This is a genomic window from Goodfellowiella coeruleoviolacea, assembly GCF_024171785.1.
Classification (GTDB): Bacteria; Actinomycetota; Actinomycetes; order Mycobacteriales; family Pseudonocardiaceae; genus Goodfellowiella; species Goodfellowiella coeruleoviolacea.
Genome location: NZ_JAMTCK010000001.1, coordinates 177880 through 194233, shown reverse-complemented (window position 1 = coordinate 194233; position 16354 = coordinate 177880). Strand labels below are relative to the sequence as shown.

The window sequence follows — 16354 nt, the reverse complement described above, 5'->3', positions numbered from 1 at the left end:
CCCACGGGTGAGCACCCGCTTACCTAGAATCGGCTCGGGCTCGCACCGGTGGGGCCGGCCCTCGCTCACCCCACCTGGTGTCCACAGTGGTCAGCGTTGGGAAGAGGTGGGCAAACCGGTGTCGGACAACGACCCCCAGCGCGACCCCGAGACCGCAGCCGCCGCACCAGCCGACGCCCAGGGCGGCGACCCGGTGTGCTGGCTGTCGCGCGTGTGCCCGGAGTGCGGGCTGTTCGTCGAGGACGAGCCGCCCGCGGTGTGCGGGCGGTGCGGCGCGGCGGTGCCCGCGGAGTAGGCAGACCGGGAGGTGGGTGTGACGTGGCCGGAACAGCGGTGGTCGCCGGTGTTGGTTTCCTGTGGTTGGGCATGGTGCTGGCGATCTCGTTCCTGGAGGCGCCGCTGAAGTTCCGCGCCCCGGACGTGACCGTCCGCATTGGACTGGGCATCGGCCGGATCGTGTTCCGGGCCCTCAACGCGGTCGAGGTGGTGCTCGCACTGGTCGTCGTGGTCGCGTCGCTGGTGGGCGGCGTGCCCGGCCCGGTGCTGGTGGCGGTCGTGGCCGCGGTCGTCCTGCTGGTGCTGCAACTCGTCGCGATCCGGCCCGTGCTCAACCGCCGCTCCGACCGGGTGCTCGCGGGCGAGACACCACCCCGGTCCCGGGCCCACTTCGGCTACATCGCCGCCGAGGTCCTGAAGGTCGCCGCCCTGGCCGTCGCCGGTGTGCTGGCCCTGGCCGCGCTGTGAGGCCCACGCGCCACCGTCTCCGCTGAACACTGATCTGTCCTAATAGGACACGCGGCCGGCCTCACCGGCGACACGCCCAGCCGGCCCAGCCCCTGACGCGAGCAGTCCCCCCGCGCCCACCTGCACGGGAGGCGCGGGGCTCGTTGGTCTCAGCCTTGTTCCACGATCAGGCCGGCGGCGGTCGCCGGGTGCCCCGGGGCCGTCCTCACCGCTTGGTGGCCATGATGAGCCGGCGGGCACCCTGGCGGAGCAGGTCATCGGCGACCCACGCGCCGAGGCTGGCCGGGTCGTCCGTCGGCCCCCACCCGTGCGAGCGCACCCACTTGCTGCCGTCCCGGTTGAACACCATCCCGAACAGCGACAGTTGCCCGTCCGGGGTGGTGTGGGCGTGCCCGGCGATCGGCGAGTTGCAGTGCCCGCGCAGCATGTGCAGCATCGTTCGTTCGGCCGTGATGTGCCGGGCCGTGGTGTCGTCGTTGATCTCCGCCAACAGCCGCATCACCGGCTCGTCAGCGGTGCGCGCCTGCACGCCGATCACGGCCGCGCCGACCGCCGGCACCACCGCCACCGTGCTGCCGTCCGCCCACGTGGTCGGCAACACCTCGGTGATCCGGTGGTCCAAGCCGATCCGCTCCAAACCGGTGCGGGCCAGCAAGATGGCGTCGTACTCGCCGGCGTCCAACTTCTTGATCCGGGTGTCGATGCCACCCCGCACCCGCTCGGTGATCAGGTCCGGGCGGTACAGCGACAGTTGCGCGCGCCGGCGCACCGCGCTGGTGCCGACCTTCGAGCCGGCGGGCAACTCGGCCAGGGCTCGACCGTCTCGGGTGATCACCACGTCGTGCACGTCACCGCGGGCCAGGTACGCGCCGAACTCGGTGCCCGTGGGCAGCGGCACGTCTCCGGGCACGTCCTTCATGGAGTGCACGGCGATGTCGACGCGCCCCGAGACCAGTGCCCGGTCGATCTCCTTGGTGAAGTTGCCCTTGCCGCCGAGCTGCGAGAGGTCGCCGGTCCACAGGTCGGCGGAGGTCTCGATGCCCACGGGCTCGATCGCGATCCCCGGGGCGAGGCGCTCGATCGCGGCGATCACCCGCTGGGTCTGCGCCGTGGCGAGTGGGGTGGTGCGGGTTCCGATGCGCAGTGGCGTGTCCTCGAAACGCTCCATGAGGTCGTCCACGACGCTGGTTGCGGTGGTCACGGGTGGTTTCCCCTTCAACGATCCGTTGGGTTGGCGGGTGGTCGCCGGCAGTCTCGTCCTGGGTGGATGTCCAGATGTGTCAGGGGCGGGGCAACATCGGACCAGGCGCAGAGCCCGTCCCCGGGCAGGAAGCGCACGTCAGGAGCGGTGGCGCGTCACGCGGGTCGGTGCGGAACTTTCGCTCGTAGCTGATGAATGTGACCGGGATGGGTGAGTTGTGCGCGATGCGATCGGGGTTCCGAACCCCGGGGATCATCCGGGCGGCGTGGGTTCGGGTTGCGGGGTGAGCAGGTGGTGGTCGTGGATGTCGTTCAGGGCCAGGGTTTTGTAGCCGACCTGTTCGAACAGGACGGTGACGCGGTCGGCTTCGCGGTGCATGACCACGCCCGGACCCCACTGGCGGTGCCGCACCCGGGTTTCCGGGGTGAAGTCGGTGTTGTCGTCGGTCGTGGCCGAGGTGTGCTCGGTGGCGCTGCCGCTGGTGCAGGTGTCGCAGTTGCCGCAGGGCTGGTCGAGTTCCTCGCCGAAGTAGCCGAGCAGGAACTGGCGGCGGCAGGACCGGGTTTCGGCGTAGCCGCGCATCATCTCGATGCGGGAGCGGTTCAACCGGCGCAGCGTCTCGGCGACCTCGACCACGCGTGTCATGGCCTGGCCAGGACTGACTGAACTGTCCTGATAGGACACCTGGCCGGCTTCGCCGGTGCGCGCCGCGCCGGCCTGCTCCAGCAGGTTGACCAGGTTGGTGGTTTTGTGGCGGGACAGGCCCACCCGTTCGGCCAGCTGGGCGGGGCGGATCGGCTCGGTCGCCTCCCGCAGGGCGGTGGCCAGGCGGTGGATGGCGTCCCGGTCGAGTCGGCGCGCGGTGAGAAACCGTTGCAGGCCGAGGTCTTGCGGCCGGTAGAACAACACCGTGTCGGCGGGTTCGCCGTCCCGGCCGGCCCGGCCGATCTCCTGGTAGTAGGAGTCCAGCGAGTCCGGCACCGAGGCGTGCGCCACGAACCGCACGTTGGGTTTGTCGATGCCCATGCCGAACGCCGAGGTGGCCACCACCACGGCCACCTCGTCGGCCAGGAACCGCTCGTGCACGGCCCGCCGGTCGGCCACCCGCATGCCCGCGTGGAAGGCCGCCGCCGACACGCCCCGGGCGGCCAGTTCGGCCTGGTACCGCTCGGTGTCCCGGCGGGTGGCCGCGTACACCAGGCCCGGCGCGGCGGCGTTGGCCACCCAGTCGAGCACGGCCGCGCGCTTGTCGTCGTCGGTGCCGGCGTGCCGCACGGCCAGCCGCAGGTTGGGCCGGTCGAACCCGGTGACCACGCACAGCGGGTCGCGCATGCCCAGGTGGTCGATGATGTCCTGGCGCACCGGCGCGGCCGCCGTGGCGGTCAGCGCCAGCACCGGCGGGTGGCCCAGTTCCTCGACGGCGTGCCGCAGCCGCAGGTAGTCGGGGCGGAAGTCGTGACCCCACGCGGACACGCAGTGTGCCTCGTCCACCACGAACAGGCCGGGGCCGATGCCGGCGAGCCGCTCGATGACCTCGTGCTTGGCCAGTTGTTCCGGGGAGAGGAAGACGTACTCGGCCTCGCCCTCGCGGACCTCCCGCCAGGCCCGCCGGCCCTCCCGCGCCCGCTGGGCCGAGTTCACCGCGACCGCGTCCGGCGCCCGCGCGGTGTCCAGGTGCTCGACCTGGTCGCGCTGCAACGCCAGCAGCGGGGACACCACCACGGTCGGCCCGGCCAGCAGCAGGGTGGGCACCTGGTAGATGGCGGACTTGCCGGCGCCGGTGGGCATCACCACGAGCACGTCCCGCCCGGCGGCGAGCCGGGTCATGGCGGTGAGCTGCTCGGGCCGCAGCTCCCAGCCGAAGACCTCCTGGGCGGCCCGCCGCAGCCGCTCGGCGGTCGAGCGGTCCGGGTGGGTGGCGTCGGTGCGGTCGTCCCCGGGGCTGGCTGGCACACCTCGCGGTTGCCCAGCGGGTCCACCCGGGAAACTCCCCGGCCCCGTCCACACCGGACAACCGGTCGGCGCTGGCCAGCACGGGTGGACGAGGCCGACGCGGGCAGTCGCCGCGCCGACCTCGCTCCCGTCGGGCGATCAGCCGGTCAGCTGGTCGGCTGCGGCACCGGGGTGTCGGAACGGCGCACGCCGTCGGCCAGGTCGGCGGTCAGCTCCCGCACCGCCTGCACGCCCGCGGCCTGGTCGGGGGCGTCGAGCAGGCACCTGACCAGGGCGGTGCCGACGATGACGCCGTCGGCGAAGCCCGCGACCTCGGCGGCCTGGTCGGCGTCGGAGACCCCGAGACCGACGCAGACCGGCAGGTCGGTGGTGGCGCGGACGCGCTCGACGAGCGTGCGGGCCGCGGTGCTGGCCACGGCGCGGGTGCCGGTGACGCCCATCAGCGACGCGGCGTAGACGAAGCCGGAGCCGTGCGCGGTGATGCTGGCCAGCCGCTCGTCAGTGCTGCTGGGCGCGACCACGAAGACCGTGGCGAGGCCGTGCTTCTCGGCCTGCTCGCGCCAGGCCGCGGACTCCTCCACCGGGAGGTCGGGCAGGACGCAGCCGGCCCCGCCGGCCGCGGCGAGTTCGGCGGCGAACCGCTCGACCCCGTAGCGGTCGACCGGGTTCCAGTAGGTCATCACCAGGATGGGCGCGCCGGAGGCCTGGTGGGCCGCGCGAACGGTGCGCAGCACGTCGGCGATCTTCACGCCGCCGCGCAGGGCGATGGTGTCCGCGGTCTGGATGACCGGGCCGTCGAGCACCGGGTCGCTGTGCGGCAGCCCGACCTCGATGATGTCCGCGCCGGCGGCCAGTGCGGCGGTGATGGCGTCGATGCCCGCGTCGACGGTGGGGAACCCGGCCGGGAGGTAGGTGATGAGGGCCGCGCGGTGCTCGGCCTTCGCCCTGGCGAGGGTGCTGTCGAGCAGGGCGAGGTTGCCGGTGGGCGGCTGGCTGGTGCTGGTCACTGGGACGCTCCCTCGGGCTCGGTGCCCACGGTGTCGGCCTCGTTGAGGCGGAAGTAGGTGGCGGCGGTGCCCATGTCCTTGTCACCTCGGCCGGACAGGCTGACCACGATCAGCCCGGCCGAACCCAGTTCCCGGCCCACCTCGATGGCCCCGGCGAGCGCGTGGGCGCTCTCGATGGCGGGGATGATGCCCTCGGTGCGCGAGAGCAGGAGCATGGCGCGCATGGCGGCCTCGTCGGTGACGGCGCGGTACTCGGCGCGACCGCTGTCCTTGAGGTGGGCGTGTTCCGGCCCCACGCCCGGGTAGTCCAGCCCCGCCGAGATCGAGTACGGCTCGACGACCTGGCCCTCCTCGTCGTGCAGCAGGTAGGACCGGGAACCGTGCAGGATGCCGGGGTCACCGGCGGTCAGCGTGGCCGCGTGCTCGCCGGTCTCCACGCCCAGGCCCGCGGGCTCGCAGCCGATCAGGCGCACCCCGGTGTCGGGGATGAAGGCGTGGAACAGGCCGATGGCGTTGGACCCGCCGCCGACGCAGGCCACCGCCGCGTCGGGCAGCCGGCCGGCGCGGTCTAGGAGCTGGCGCCTGGCCTCGACACCGATGACCCGGTGCAGGTCGCGGACCATCGCGGGGAACGGGTGCGGGCCGGCCACCGTGCCGAAGAGGTAGTGGGTGTGGTCGACGGTGGCCACCCAGTCCCGGAACGCCTCGTTGATGGCGTCCTTGAGGGTGCGGCTGCCGGAGCGCACGGTGACGACCTCGGCGCCGAGCAGCCGCATCCGCGCGACGTTCAGCGCCTGCCGCTCGGTGTCGACCTCGCCCATGTAGATGGTGCAGTCCAGGCCGAGCAGGGCGCAGGCGGTCGCGGTGGCGACGCCGTGCTGGCCGGCGCCGGTCTCGGCGATGACCCGGGTCTTGCCCATCCGGCGGATGAGCAGTGCCTGGCCCAGCACGTTGTTGATCTTGTGCGAGCCGGTGTGGTTCAGGTCCTCGCGCTTGAGGAAGATCCGGGCCCCACCCGCGTGCTCGGCGAAGCGGGGCACCTCGGTCAGCGCGCTGGGGCGGCCGGCGTAGTGCTGGAGGAGGTTGTCCAGTTCGGCGGCGAAGGCGGGGTCGCCCTTGGCCTTCTCGTACTCGACCGCCACCTCGTCCACGGCGGCGACCAGTGCTTCGGGGATGAACTTGCCACCGAAGGCGCCGAAGTAGCCCCCGGTGTCGGGAAGCTGCCCCTCGGTGTCGGGGAAGAAGAACTCACCTGGCATGTGATGGCTCCTGACCGGGGCACGGCACGGCCCCGGAGTCGGGCTGACTGGTGGTCGCGGACAGCCGCGTGCCGCACCGCCGCCCGTCAGCGCCCGGTGACGGGAGTCCCGGGGCAGGCAGGGTGCGTCAGCGGCGCGGGCCGTGCCATCGCATGCCGTTGACCTGGCCGGGCTCGTCGCCGATCACGTAGCGGACGCGGCGGCCACGCACCCGGCGGGCGGGAGCGCGGCAGCCCGGTGGGCGGCAGCCCGAGGCGAGCCGGTTGTAGGGGGCGTGGGTCGGCCAGCCGGCGAGGCCGGGGCCGCTCGCCGACCAGGGCGCGTCCCCGGCGGAGCAGGGGACCGGCCGGGTGGTCGCGGCGAAGCCGGGAAGTGACACGACCGTCACATCCCGCCTGGCCACCGGGCCCGGTGAGTTCCCGCGCACGCCATCCACTCCCTGGTCACGTCCTACCGCCTCGCACCTTACCCGACGAACCGGCTGCCACCGGGTCTGTCGCCGGGCCGGTCGTCGGCGACCGGTGGTCGTCGACGATCGTGCGGCGCACCACTGTCCTCGGTCGGGTCTTTGAAGATCGTGCAACTCAGGTTAGGCTGCCCTTCGTGCCGCTGAGCTGGCTCTTCGTGGACATCCCTGGAGAGCTGGCCGAACGGCCCTCGTGCTCCCAAGGCCGGTCACCACACCTGACTCCCGCGTGGTCGGCCTGACAACAACGAAAGTCGAACGTGATGAAGTCAGCCCTGCACTACGGCCGCCGTCGGGTCCTCGGCGCGGTGGTCGCCCTGGTCGCCCTGGGAATCACCGGATGCGCGGCGGAGCAGTCGGACGGCGGGAGCACCAGCAGCGCGCCCAGTGCGGCCGCCGCCGACGGGGTCTTCCCCGTCACGGTGGAGAGCGCGCTGGGCACCGCGACCATCCCGGCGGCGCCGCAGCGCGTGGTCACGCTGGGGCAGGGCTCCGCCGAGACCGCGATCGCGTTGGGGCAGATCCCGGTGGGCATCGAGAAGTACGAGTGGGGCAGTGACTCGACCGGCTACCTGCCGTGGATCCACGAGGCGGTGACCAAGGCGGGCGCCGAGCTGCCCAAGCAGTTCGCCGGTGGGGACACGCTCGACGTCGAGGCGATCCTCGAACTGGACCCCGACGTGATCCTGGCGCCGTGGTCGGGCATCACCCAGGAGCAGTACGACGTGCTGAGCGGCATCGCGCCGACGGTCGCCTACCCGGGCAAGGCGTGGAGCACCGACTGGGACGAGCAGATCAAGATCATCGGCAGGGCGCTGGGCAAGCCGAGCCAGGCCCAGGGCCTGATCGACCAGATCAACCAGCGGTTCGCCGACGCGGCTGCGTCCCGGCCGAACTACCCGCAGCACACCTTCTCCTACATCTACACCAACGGGCCGGGCACCCTCGGCGTCTTCCTGCCCACCGAACAGCGCGTGGCCATGGTCGCGAAGCTGGGGCTCAAGGTCGACCCGGTGGTGGAGACCTTCCCGGAGACCGAGGGCACCGACTCCGCGCTGATCGGCCTGGAGAAGGCCGAGGAACTGCGCAACAGCGAGCTGATCTTCACCTTCTACACCGACGCGCAGACCCGCCGGGAGATCGAGGCCCAGCCGCTGTACGCGGCCATTCCCGCGGTCGCCAAGGGCGCGGTCGTGGCCAGCGACGACAACCCGTTCGTGACCGCCTCCTCGATGATCAACCCGCTGACCGTGCCCTGGGTGATCGACCGCTACCTGCCGCAGATCGACGAGAAGCTCGCGCTGCTCGACAAGAAGTAGGGCGTTCGCCGAGGTGAACTCCGTGACGACGGCCGAGCCCCGGCGCGCGGCGCCGGGCGGCGCCAGCTGGTCGCGCCGGGCCCTGGCCCTGGGCATCGGCCTGGTGCTGCTGGTCGCCGCGGTGGCGGCGAGCCTGATGGCCGGGAGCAAGGCGACCAGCGCGACCGACGTGTGGCACGTGCTCACCGGCGTGGCCGACCCGTACCTGACCGAGGTCGTGCGCAGCCGGTACGCGCGCACCGCGCTGGGCGTGCTCGTGGGGGCGGGCCTGGCCGCGGCGGGGCTGCTGATGCAGGCGGTGACCCGCAACCCGCTGGCCGAACCCGGTCTGCTCGGGATCAACATGGGCGCCGCAGCCGCGATCGTCACCGCCACCGCGTTCCTCGGGTTCCACGGCGGCACCGGCACGGTGTGGTGGGCGCTGCCCGGTGCGGTGGTGGCCGGCCTGGTGGTGCACGTGATCGGCGTGGCCGGCGCCCGGTCCGGCATGGTGCGCCTGGTGCTGGCCGGTGCGGTCGTCTCGGCCGTGCTCAGCGCCTACATCCAGGCGATCACGCTGAGCCTGCCCAAGGTGTTCGACAGCTACCGGCACTGGGTGGTGGGTTCGCTCGCCGGCAGCAGTTTCGCGACCCTGCTGGCGGTGTTGCCGTTCACCCTGGTCGGCGTGGTGCTCGCGGTGGTCCTCGCCCCGGCGCTCAACGTGCTCGCGCTCGGTGAGGAGACCGCGACCGCCGTCGGGGTGAACGCACCGCTGGTCCGGGCGGGTGGGCTGGTGGCGGCGATCCTGTTGAGCGCGGCGGCGACCGCGGCGGTCGGCCCGGTCGCGTTCGTCGGGCTCGCCGTCCCGCACATCGTGCGGGCGCTCGTCGGCGCCGACTTCCGGGTGCAGATCCCGTTCGCGCTGCTGTTCGGCCCCAGCATGCTGCTGGCCGCGGACGCGGTGGGGCGGGTGCTGATCCGGCCGCAGGAGTTGATGGTCGGGGTGGTGTCGGCGTTCATCGGGGTGCCGTTCCTGCTGTACGCGGTGCGCACGATGCGAGGTGACGGATGAGCGCCGGCGAGGTCGGGGCCGGCCGGGGCCGGCCGCGCACCATCGGGCTGGGCGGTCGGCTGAGCATTCCCGTCCAGCCGCGCTCGGTCGTGGTGGCGGGCGCGACCCTGCTCGTGCTCGTCGCCGCGGCGGTGGCCACGCTCACCCTCGGCCGGCTGGGCATTCCGCTGGCCGAACTGCCGACCGCGCTGTTCGGCGGGGCCAGCGGCAAGGAGGCGTTCGTCCTGGAGCGGCTGCGGGGGCCCCGGCTGACCGTGGCGGTCGGCACCGGGCTGGCGCTGGGGCTGGCCGGGGCGCTGTTCCAGTCCGTCTCGCGCAACCCCCTGGGCAGCCCGGACGTGATCGGCCTCGGCTACGGCGCCAGCTCCGGGGCGGCCGTCGTCGGACTGCTGTGGCCGGGGGTGATCCCGGTGCCGGTGGGTGCGGTGCTCGGCGGCGCGGTCGCGATCGCGATCGTCTACCTCGCCACGGGCAGCGGGTTCCGCCAGCCGGGCCGGCTGATCATCGCCGGTGTCGGGGTGGCTGCCATGGCGATGGCGTTCACCCAGTACGTCGTGTACGTGGCGGTCCGGGACAAGGCCAGCGTGCTTTCCGCCTACATCAACGGCAGCCTGTCCGCGCGCTCCTGGGACCACGCGCTCACGATCTGGCTCGCGCTGGTCCTGCTCACCCCGTTCGCGCTGGCGCTCTCGCCGCGCATCGGGGTGACCGAGATGGGCGACGAGCTGGCCGACGGCCTCGGCGCGAACCCGAAGTCCGCGCGCACCTGGGCGATCGTGCTCTCGGTGCTGCTGTCCTCGGCGGCGGTGAGCGTTGCCGGGCCGATCGCGTTCATCGCGCTCACCGCGCCCAACATCGCCAAGCGGTTGTCGGCCTCGCCCGGGGCGAACCTGGTGCTCTCGGCGCTGACCGGCGCGCTGCTGCTGGTGCTCGCCGACCTGGTCGCCCAGCAGCTGCCCGTCGGCGACGAGTTGCCGGTCGGCATCTACACCATGCTGATCGGTGGCCTCTACCTCGGATACCTGCTGACCCGTGAGTGGCGGAAGGGCGTGTTGTGACCGGCGAGGACAGGCATGACGACGACTGGTGTCTGCGGGCCAGCGAGGTCGACCTCGGCTACGGCGGCACCCCGGTCGTGGCGGGGCTGAGCCTGGAAATCCCGCGCGGCGAGCTGACCGTGATCATCGGGCCCAACGGGTGCGGGAAGTCCACCCTGCTCAAGGCCTTCGCCCGGGTGGTGCGGCCCCAGGCCGGCACGATCACCCTGCACGGGCGCGACCTGCACGGGTACCGGGGCAAGTCGGTGGCCCGCCGGCTGGCGCTGCTGCCGCAGAGCCCGGTGGCTCCCGAGCGCATCACCGTGCGGGGCCTGGTGAGCCGGGGGCGGTACCCGCACACCTCGCTGCTGCGGCAGTGGAGCCCGGCCGACGACCACGCGGTGGCCCAGGCGCTGGAGCGCACCAACCTGACCGAGCTGGCCGGCAGCCAGGTGGGCGAGCTGTCCGGCGGTCAGCGCCAGCGGGCCTGGTTCGCCATGGTGCTCGCGCAGGACACCGACATCGTCCTGCTCGACGAGCCCACGACCTTCCTGGACATCGCGCACCAGTACGAGCTGCTGGAGCTGTGCGCCGCCCTGCACCGCGAGGGGCGCACCGTCGTCGCGGTGCTGCACGACCTGAACCAGGCCGCGCGCTACGCCACCCACCTGGTGATGATGGCGGGGGGCCGTGTGGTGGCGGAGGGCCAGCCAGCGCAGGTGCTCAGCGCCGAGCGCGTCTCCTCGGTGTTCGGCCTGACCTGTGACGTGGTGCCGGACCCGCACCTGGGCACCCCGATGGTCATCCCGCTGCCGCAGGGCGACGGCGTCGAGCCGCACCGCGCCGGCCACGGCGTGCCCGGCTGACGGGCGGCGGCCAACGCGTTCGACGGCGGTCTAGCGCGCGGGTGGCGGGGTGGCCGGGCTGCTGGGGTGTTCGGCCAGCAGGACGGCCACCCCGTCGAGCACCCGCCGCAGCCCGAAGCTGAAGCAGGCGTCCAGCGCGGCCGGGTCGGCGGCGTCGATCGGGGGAGACGGCGCGGCCAGCGCGGTCAGCCACGGGTACCGGCCCGAGCCGATCGCGCCGGCCAGCTCACCGTGCCGCGCCGACCACCACCTCGCGTAGCTGACCTCGTTGTCCCGCACCGCCTCCGCCTCCGCGGCGGTCAGCAGGGCCATGCCCTGCACGTAGCCACTGATCAGCAGGTACACCAGCAAACCGGTGCCGGCGTCCACGCCGTGTCCGATGAGGACGGTCACCGACCGGTCCACGGTCGCGAGCACGGAACGGCCCAGCGGTGGGCGTGTCGTGGCGAGCACCCGCAACACCCACGGGTGCCGCTGGTACAGCGCCCACTCCTGGCGGGCGTGGTGTTCCAGGTGCGCCCGCCAGCCGGACGGCACCGGATCGGGTGGCTGGTACTCCGCCACCACCGCGTCCACCATCGCGGCGACCAGTTCGTCCTTTCCGGACACCTGGCGGTACAGGGTCGTCGCGGCGACACCGTTGCGCACGGCCAGGGCCCGCATGGACACGGCGTCGAGCCCCTCGGCGTCGGCCAGCCGGATCGCGGCCCGCACGATGCCCGCGCGGTCCAGTTCGGCGGGCGGCGCCGTCCGCCTGGCCCGCGCGGCCCCGGGGGAACGCGTGGTCCCGTCCCTGCGGGCCCGGTACGCCCGCGCCTGGCAGGCCCGGCCGCAGTAGCGCCGGGGCCGGCCGCGGGTGGCGGGCACGAGTTCGCCGCCGCACTGCACACACCGCATCCCGATCTCTTTTCGTCACACGAGGTTGTGTGACGAAAGTACTCGTACCGGCGTTGCGCCAGCCCAAGAATGGCGACGACAACGGGTAGTTCGGCGAAAGGACGTGGTGATGGCCGTACGGCTGGACGAGGACGTGGTGATCCGACCGGCTGGTCCGGCTGATCTGGACCGGGTGCTGCTGGCCCACCGCGCCGCGTTCGCGGACGAGGCGGTCGTGACGTGGGCCATGCCGACCACCGCCGCCGACCAGGAGCGGGTCACCTCGTTGTACCGGGCCTCGCTGACGGCCGCGCTGCACGACGACGAGGTGCTGCTCGCCCAGCGCCGGGACGGCACCGTCGTGGGCCTGTCGGTGTGGCTGGTGCTGCCGTCGGCGGAACGGGTCCGGCGGGAGGCCGCGGAACTCGCGGAGCTGGCCGCGCGCGAACCCGATCTCGGGCTGCGGCGCGCGGTCACCGTGATGACGCTGGTGGCCGACCGGCACCCCGACACCCCGCACCTGTACCTGTCCGCGATGGCCGTGCTGCCCGACGGGCGGGGTCGCGGGGTGGGCGGTGCGATGCTGCGACACCGCCTCGCCAGGGCGGACGCCGAGGCGCAACCGTCCTATTTGGAGGCGAGCACGGCGCGCAGTGCGGCGCTCTACGCCAGGCACGGTTTTCGGTCGCACGGCGCACCCGTCGTGCTGCCCGACGCGGGCCCCCGGCTGCTGCCGATGTGGCGGGAACCCGGTGCCGGGGCGACGTGAGCCGGTCGCGTCCTGGCCGCCGTCCGCCGTCCCCCGTGACCTGTCCGCCGGCCAGATCGTGGCAGGATGCGCCCCGTGGACGACAGCGAGGGCAGGCCCGGGCTGCCCGCCCCGAACGCGGCGCTGCTGCTCGCCGTGCTCGGGCGTGCCGTGCGGGCGGACATCGACGCCGCGCTGGCCGAGTGCGGGCTGTCGATGCGCCTGCTGTCGGCACTGGGCCACCTGGCGCACCAACCAGGACTGTCCTACAGCGAGCTGGGCAGGCGGGCGGGTGTCACCGCGCAGAGCATGCAGGCCACGTTCCGGCGGTTGGAGGACACCGGCGCGGTGGTGCGCACCTCACCGGGCGGCCGGGGCAACACCGCGCGGCTCGAACTCACCGACGCGGGCAGGTCCCTGCTCCGCCAGGGCCGACAGGTCCTGGGCCGGATCGAGGCGGACCTGCTGGCCGTGCTCCCCGAGGCGGACGGCGCGCGCCTGCGCCACCTGCTGGGTGAACTCGCCGTCCGCCGGGCGAAGCGCTGACCCGACCGCCCGGCCCGTGCCGCGACCCGGGGGCGACCAGGGCGGCGCACCCGTTCAGTTCGCGGGCACCTCGATGCCGAGCCGGGCCGCGGCCCGCCGGCCGACCTCGTCGTACTCCCGCAGCAGGGGCGCCGCCTGGGTGAGCGCCCGCCGGGTCAGCTCCGGACCGGCCAGCTCCGGTGTGCCCACCCCGAACAACGGGGTCGGCGCGTACTCCAGGTTCAGCTCCGTGAGCTTGGCGACCTCGTCGCCGCAGAACACCTGGAGCAGGCGCAGGCCGATCTCGGTGGAGCCGGTGGCCGGGCCGGCGGTGATCCGGTTGCGGTCCTCCACGACGTTGCCCCGGGTGCGCAGGGCGCCGTAGTAGGCCAACTGGTCGAGGGAGTGGAAGTTCGTGGTGGCGCGGTATCCGCGCAGCAGCCCGGCCGCACCCATCAGCAGCGCCCCGGCGCAGCTCGCGGCGATCCAGCCGGCGCGGCTGCCCCGGTCGCTCAGGAACGCGAGGGTCTGCTCGTCCTCCAGGTACTTCGCGGGAACGGCGCCCGCGTACAGGATGTCCAGGTTCCGCGGGCACTGCTCGAAGGTGGTCGTGGCGCGGGTCGGGAAGTACGGCATCCCGATGACCTCGTTCAGGTCCTTCCAGACGAAGTGGATGTTGACCTCGCGCCGCAGCATCCCGAAGCAGGTCTGGAAGCCGATGACGTCGATCGGCATGAAGCCCGGAGTGATGACGATGGCGATCTCCAGTGGACGTGCGATCGGTTGCGCGGTCTCGCTCATGGCCGGGCCTCTTCCACTCGGGAATAGTTTCAGTCTGACTGAAACTTAGGCCGAGTCGTTCGCGCGTGTCCATGTGACGGCGGGCACAGGGCGACCTGGCCGGGTGGTGGTTCACGGAGCCGCGACCGGAGCGGAGCTGAATCGTCCACAGTGGACCTGTGAGCTGGTTTCCCGCCGTGCGGCCGGCTTCGGCGTGGCCGCGTCGCTACTACGGCCTGGACACGCGCTGCTGGCCGTCCCGGGTGAACTGGTCGGCCAGGTCGAGGTCGAGGATGCCGGCGAGCGCGCACGCACCCGTCGGGGTCAGGCTGACCGCGCGCTGCTGGGGAATCCTGGTCAGCCAGGTGCGCCGCAGCATCGTGGTGAGCAGGGTCCTGCCGAGCGTTCCGGCCAGGTGCGGGCGGCGCGCGCTCCAGTCGTGGCAGGTCCTCAGTGGACTCGGCGTGGCGGACGCCAGGGCCGCCGGCGCGATGCGGATGCCGAGTTGGCCGAACACGCGCGGCGCGGCCGGCCCCAGTGTCCAGTGCTCCTCGTCGGTGTCCGGCGTGCTGGGCGGCACGGTGGTGACCGCGCGGTGGGCGATGAACGCGTCACTGATCACCACCGCCAGTTCACCGGCCAGGTGGTCGTAGCAGATCCGCGCGAACCGCAGGGCCCGCGCGCGCTGGCTCTGCCGCAGCGACTGGATCGGGTGCGCGGGCGCCAGCCTGGCCAGTGTCTCCAGCGCCTCGGCCACGTCCTGGCTGGCGATGCGGTAGTACCGGTACCGGCCCAACCGGGTGACGGCGATCAGCCCGCCGGACAACAACTTCCTCAGGTGCGCGCTCGTCGCCGGGGCGGACAGGCCGGCTTCGGCGGCCAGCACCGAGGCCGGCAGTTCGTGGCTGGCGGCCAGGGCGAGCAGGATGCGGGCCCTGGCCGGATCACCGAACAGGGCGGCGACCGCGGCCACGTTGGCGTCTCCGCCGTGGTTCTCGTCCGATCGGGTGCCATTACCGTTCGCATTCACCCGATCACGGTAGCGTCGGCCACTTCCATCTGGCTGGAAGCATTTTCGGGCCAGCATGGGGGATGTGACCGACATGGCCGCCAGCCCCGAGCCCGCGCCCGACCCGCCGTCCGACCACTCGGCCAGGGCCGGCGCGGGAACCGCGTCGGCGAGTGGGCACCGCCGCGGCTGGGGCCTGACCGGGGTCTGCGTCGGCTTCGCGCTGGTGATCCTGGAGGCCAACGTGCTCAACGTGGCCGCGCCCACGCTGCGCGACCAGTTGGGGGCCAGCACCAGCGAACTGCTGTGGGCCGTGGACGCCTACACCCTGGCCTTCGCCGCGCTGCTGCTGTCCACCGGGGTGCTCGGCGACCGCTGGGGCGCCCGGCGCGGTTTCCAGGCCGGGCTGGTCGTGTTCACCCTGGCGTCGGTGGGCTGCGGTCTGGCGCCCACGGTGGGGTGGCTGGTCGCGGCGCGGGTGGCGCAGGGCGTGGGCGCGGCACTGCTCGCGCCCACCTCGCTGACCCTGATCCACGCCGCCTACCCCCAGGACCGCGCCCGGGTGCGCGCGCTGGGCGCCTGGGCGGCCGTGTCCGGCCTGGCCTTCGCCGTCGGCCCGATCGTCGGCGGCGGGCTGGTGCAGACGGTGGGGTGGCGGGGCATCTTCCTGGTCAACGTGCCGGTCGGGGTGCTGGCCCTGCTGCTGGTCGCGTTCCACCTGCAACCGGTGCCGACCCGCCGCGTCGCACTGGACTGGGTCGGCCAGGTCCTCGCCGTGCTCACGCTGACCGCGGTGACCGCCGGCCTGATCGAGGCCGGGCGGCTCGGCTGGGACTCGGGGTTCGTGCTCGGCGCGTTCGGCCTGGCCCTGGTCGGCCTCGGCCTGTTCGTGGCCTGGGCGCGCGGCCGGACGCGCCCGCTGATCCCCCGCGCGGTGCTCACCGCGCCACCGCTGCTGGCCGGGCTGCTCGCCGGCGCGGCGTTCAACTTCTCCCTGTACGGCTCGCTGTTCGTCCACACGCTCGCGCTGCAGAACGTGCGCGGGTACTCCCCGCTGCTCACCGGGCTGGCCTTCCTCCCGCTCACGCTGATGCACACGCCCGTGGCCAGCTGGCTGGCCGGCCCGTGGACGGCGAGCGCCGGCCCGCGGCGGCCGCTGCTGGTCGGGCAGGTCTGCGCCACCCTGGGCACGGCCGGTTTCCTGGCCGCCGCGTCCGCGCCCTACCCGGTGCTGGCCGTGGCACTGGTCGTGTTCGGCGTGGGCTCCGGCCTGATCACCACCTCGATGACCACCCTCGTCCTGGCCAACGCGCCCGACGACAGCGTTGGCGTGTCGTCCGGTCTGCTCAACGCCAGCCGCCAGCTGGGCGGGCTGCTCGGCATCGCGCTGCTGGGGTCGTTGACCGCCAACGCGCTGGCCGACCGGATTCCGCTCGCCGAGCTGGCCGCCACGGTCGCGCTGGCCGTCGCCGCCGCGGTCACCGCCAGGGCCGTGCGCACCTGATCGAGGGGC

At 73.2% G+C, this 16354-nt stretch carries 17 protein-coding genes; 9 read left to right on the top strand and 8 right to left on the bottom strand.

Annotated elements, in window-relative coordinates; all coding sequences use genetic code 11:
• The first annotated feature begins 118 nt into the window (after window positions 1-118).
• On the top strand, window positions 119-295 hold the full coding sequence (locus LX83_RS00670; RefSeq protein ID WP_253765789.1) for a hypothetical protein: 177 nt from the start codon (window positions 119-121) through the stop codon (window positions 293-295).
• 71 nt (window positions 296-366) lie between these two features.
• The gene (locus LX83_RS00665) at window positions 367-744 is read left to right on the top strand and encodes a hypothetical protein (RefSeq protein WP_253766937.1); all 378 of its coding nucleotides are present in this window, start codon (window positions 367-369) and stop codon (window positions 742-744) included.
• Window positions 745-949: 205 nt separating this feature from the next.
• Here LX83_RS00665 and hemC read toward each other — a convergent pair whose 3' ends face one another.
• The 5 genes from hemC to trpM all read right to left on the bottom strand — a co-directional run bounded on the left by hemC (window position 950) and on the right by trpM (window position 6591).
• Complete coding sequence (gene hemC / locus LX83_RS00660) at window positions 950-1945, bottom strand: hydroxymethylbilane synthase (protein ID WP_253765787.1); 996 nt, start codon at window positions 1943-1945, stop codon at window positions 950-952.
• Window positions 1946-2197: 252 nt separating this feature from the next.
• Entirely contained in the window at window positions 2198-3898 is a 1701-nt protein-coding gene (locus tag LX83_RS00655) for a RecQ family ATP-dependent DNA helicase (protein WP_253765785.1), read from the bottom strand.
• Between the two features lie 146 nt (window positions 3899-4044).
• A complete protein-coding gene (gene trpA, locus LX83_RS00650) occupies window positions 4045-4905 on the bottom strand; it encodes a tryptophan synthase subunit alpha (protein ID WP_407649452.1) in 861 nt (286 codons plus the stop codon).
• Complete coding sequence (gene trpB / locus LX83_RS00645) at window positions 4902-6164, bottom strand: tryptophan synthase subunit beta (protein ID WP_253765783.1); 1263 nt, start codon at window positions 6162-6164, stop codon at window positions 4902-4904. The genes trpA and trpB overlap by 4 nt, the downstream gene beginning before the upstream one ends.
• Before the next feature lie 127 nt (window positions 6165-6291).
• Window positions 6292-6591 (bottom strand): tryptophan biosynthesis modulator TrpM, encoded by a 300-nt coding sequence (gene trpM, locus LX83_RS00640; RefSeq protein ID WP_253765781.1) that lies wholly within the window; start codon window positions 6589-6591, stop codon window positions 6292-6294.
• Window positions 6592-6893: 302 nt separating this feature from the next.
• Between trpM and LX83_RS00635 the strand changes: the two genes are divergently transcribed.
• From LX83_RS00635 to LX83_RS00620, 4 genes are read left to right on the top strand one after another with little or no spacing between them, the layout of a single operon-like run.
• Complete coding sequence (locus tag LX83_RS00635; protein ID WP_253765779.1) at window positions 6894-7949, top strand: iron-siderophore ABC transporter substrate-binding protein; 1056 nt, start codon at window positions 6894-6896, stop codon at window positions 7947-7949.
• A 22-nt stretch (window positions 7950-7971) separates the two neighbouring features.
• The gene (locus LX83_RS00630; protein WP_253765777.1) at window positions 7972-9000 is read left to right on the top strand and encodes a FecCD family ABC transporter permease; all 1029 of its coding nucleotides are present in this window, start codon (window positions 7972-7974) and stop codon (window positions 8998-9000) included.
• Window positions 8997-10058, top strand: coding sequence for a FecCD family ABC transporter permease (locus LX83_RS00625; RefSeq protein ID WP_253765775.1), 1062 nt, complete (start codon window positions 8997-8999; stop codon window positions 10056-10058). Before LX83_RS00630 ends, LX83_RS00625 begins: the two co-directional genes overlap by 4 nt.
• Window positions 10055-10903 carry an ABC transporter ATP-binding protein gene (locus tag LX83_RS00620; protein ID WP_407649451.1) on the top strand — a complete coding sequence of 283 codons (849 nt, stop codon included), beginning with the start codon at window positions 10055-10057 and terminating at the stop codon, window positions 10901-10903. Before LX83_RS00625 ends, LX83_RS00620 begins: the two co-directional genes overlap by 4 nt.
• A gap of 30 nt (window positions 10904-10933) precedes the next feature.
• Here the strand turns inward: LX83_RS00620 and LX83_RS00615 are convergent, their stop codons facing one another.
• On the bottom strand, window positions 10934-11800 hold the full coding sequence (locus LX83_RS00615; protein WP_253765773.1) for a TetR/AcrR family transcriptional regulator: 867 nt from the start codon (window positions 11798-11800) through the stop codon (window positions 10934-10936).
• Between the two features lie 109 nt (window positions 11801-11909).
• Between LX83_RS00615 and LX83_RS00610 the strand changes: the two genes are divergently transcribed.
• Window positions 11910-12548: a GNAT family N-acetyltransferase gene (locus tag LX83_RS00610; protein WP_253765771.1), complete on the top strand. Its 639-nt coding sequence runs from the start codon at window positions 11910-11912 to the stop codon at window positions 12546-12548.
• A gap of 66 nt (window positions 12549-12614) precedes the next feature.
• Window positions 12615-13073 carry a MarR family winged helix-turn-helix transcriptional regulator gene (locus LX83_RS00605; protein ID WP_253765769.1) on the top strand — a complete coding sequence of 153 codons (459 nt, stop codon included), beginning with the start codon at window positions 12615-12617 and terminating at the stop codon, window positions 13071-13073.
• A gap of 54 nt (window positions 13074-13127) precedes the next feature.
• On the opposite strand, the gene LX83_RS00600 is transcribed toward LX83_RS00605, so the two are convergent.
• On the bottom strand, window positions 13128-13853 hold the full coding sequence (locus tag LX83_RS00600) for a DJ-1/PfpI family protein (RefSeq protein WP_253765767.1): 726 nt from the start codon (window positions 13851-13853) through the stop codon (window positions 13128-13130).
• A 208-nt stretch (window positions 13854-14061) separates the two neighbouring features.
• Window positions 14062-14862, bottom strand: coding sequence for an ArsR/SmtB family transcription factor (locus LX83_RS00595; RefSeq protein ID WP_253765765.1), 801 nt, complete (start codon window positions 14860-14862; stop codon window positions 14062-14064).
• A gap of 73 nt (window positions 14863-14935) precedes the next feature.
• Here LX83_RS00595 and LX83_RS00590 point away from each other — a divergent pair, with 73 nt between their 5' ends.
• Window positions 14936-16345 (top strand): MFS transporter, encoded by a 1410-nt coding sequence (locus tag LX83_RS00590; protein ID WP_253766932.1) that lies wholly within the window; start codon window positions 14936-14938, stop codon window positions 16343-16345.
• The last annotated feature ends 9 nt before the right edge of the window (window positions 16346-16354 follow it).

What these genes read in the sequence shown, in the direction of transcription:
- LX83_RS00665 (WP_253766937.1), top strand. Translation starts at nt 367, where the DNA reads ATGGTGCTGGCGATCTCGTTCCTGGAGGCGCCGCTGAAGTTCCGCGCC.
- trpB (WP_253765783.1), bottom strand. Translation starts at nt 6,164, where the DNA reads ATGCCAGGTGAGTTCTTCTTCCCCGACACCGAGGGGCAGCTTCCCGAC.
- LX83_RS00635 (WP_253765779.1), top strand. Translation starts at nt 6,894, where the DNA reads ATGAAGTCAGCCCTGCACTACGGCCGCCGTCGGGTCCTCGGCGCGGTG.
- LX83_RS00625 (WP_253765775.1), top strand. Translation starts at nt 8,997, where the DNA reads ATGAGCGCCGGCGAGGTCGGGGCCGGCCGGGGCCGGCCGCGCACCATC.
- LX83_RS00615 (WP_253765773.1), bottom strand. Translation starts at nt 11,800, where the DNA reads ATGCGGTGTGTGCAGTGCGGCGGCGAACTCGTGCCCGCCACCCGCGGC.
- LX83_RS00610 (WP_253765771.1), top strand. Translation starts at nt 11,910, where the DNA reads ATGGCCGTACGGCTGGACGAGGACGTGGTGATCCGACCGGCTGGTCCG.
- LX83_RS00605 (WP_253765769.1), top strand. Translation starts at nt 12,615, where the DNA reads ATGCGCCCCGTGGACGACAGCGAGGGCAGGCCCGGGCTGCCCGCCCCG.
- LX83_RS00600 (WP_253765767.1), bottom strand. Translation starts at nt 13,853, where the DNA reads ATGAGCGAGACCGCGCAACCGATCGCACGTCCACTGGAGATCGCCATC.
- LX83_RS00590 (WP_253766932.1), top strand. Translation starts at nt 14,936, where the DNA reads ATGGCCGCCAGCCCCGAGCCCGCGCCCGACCCGCCGTCCGACCACTCG.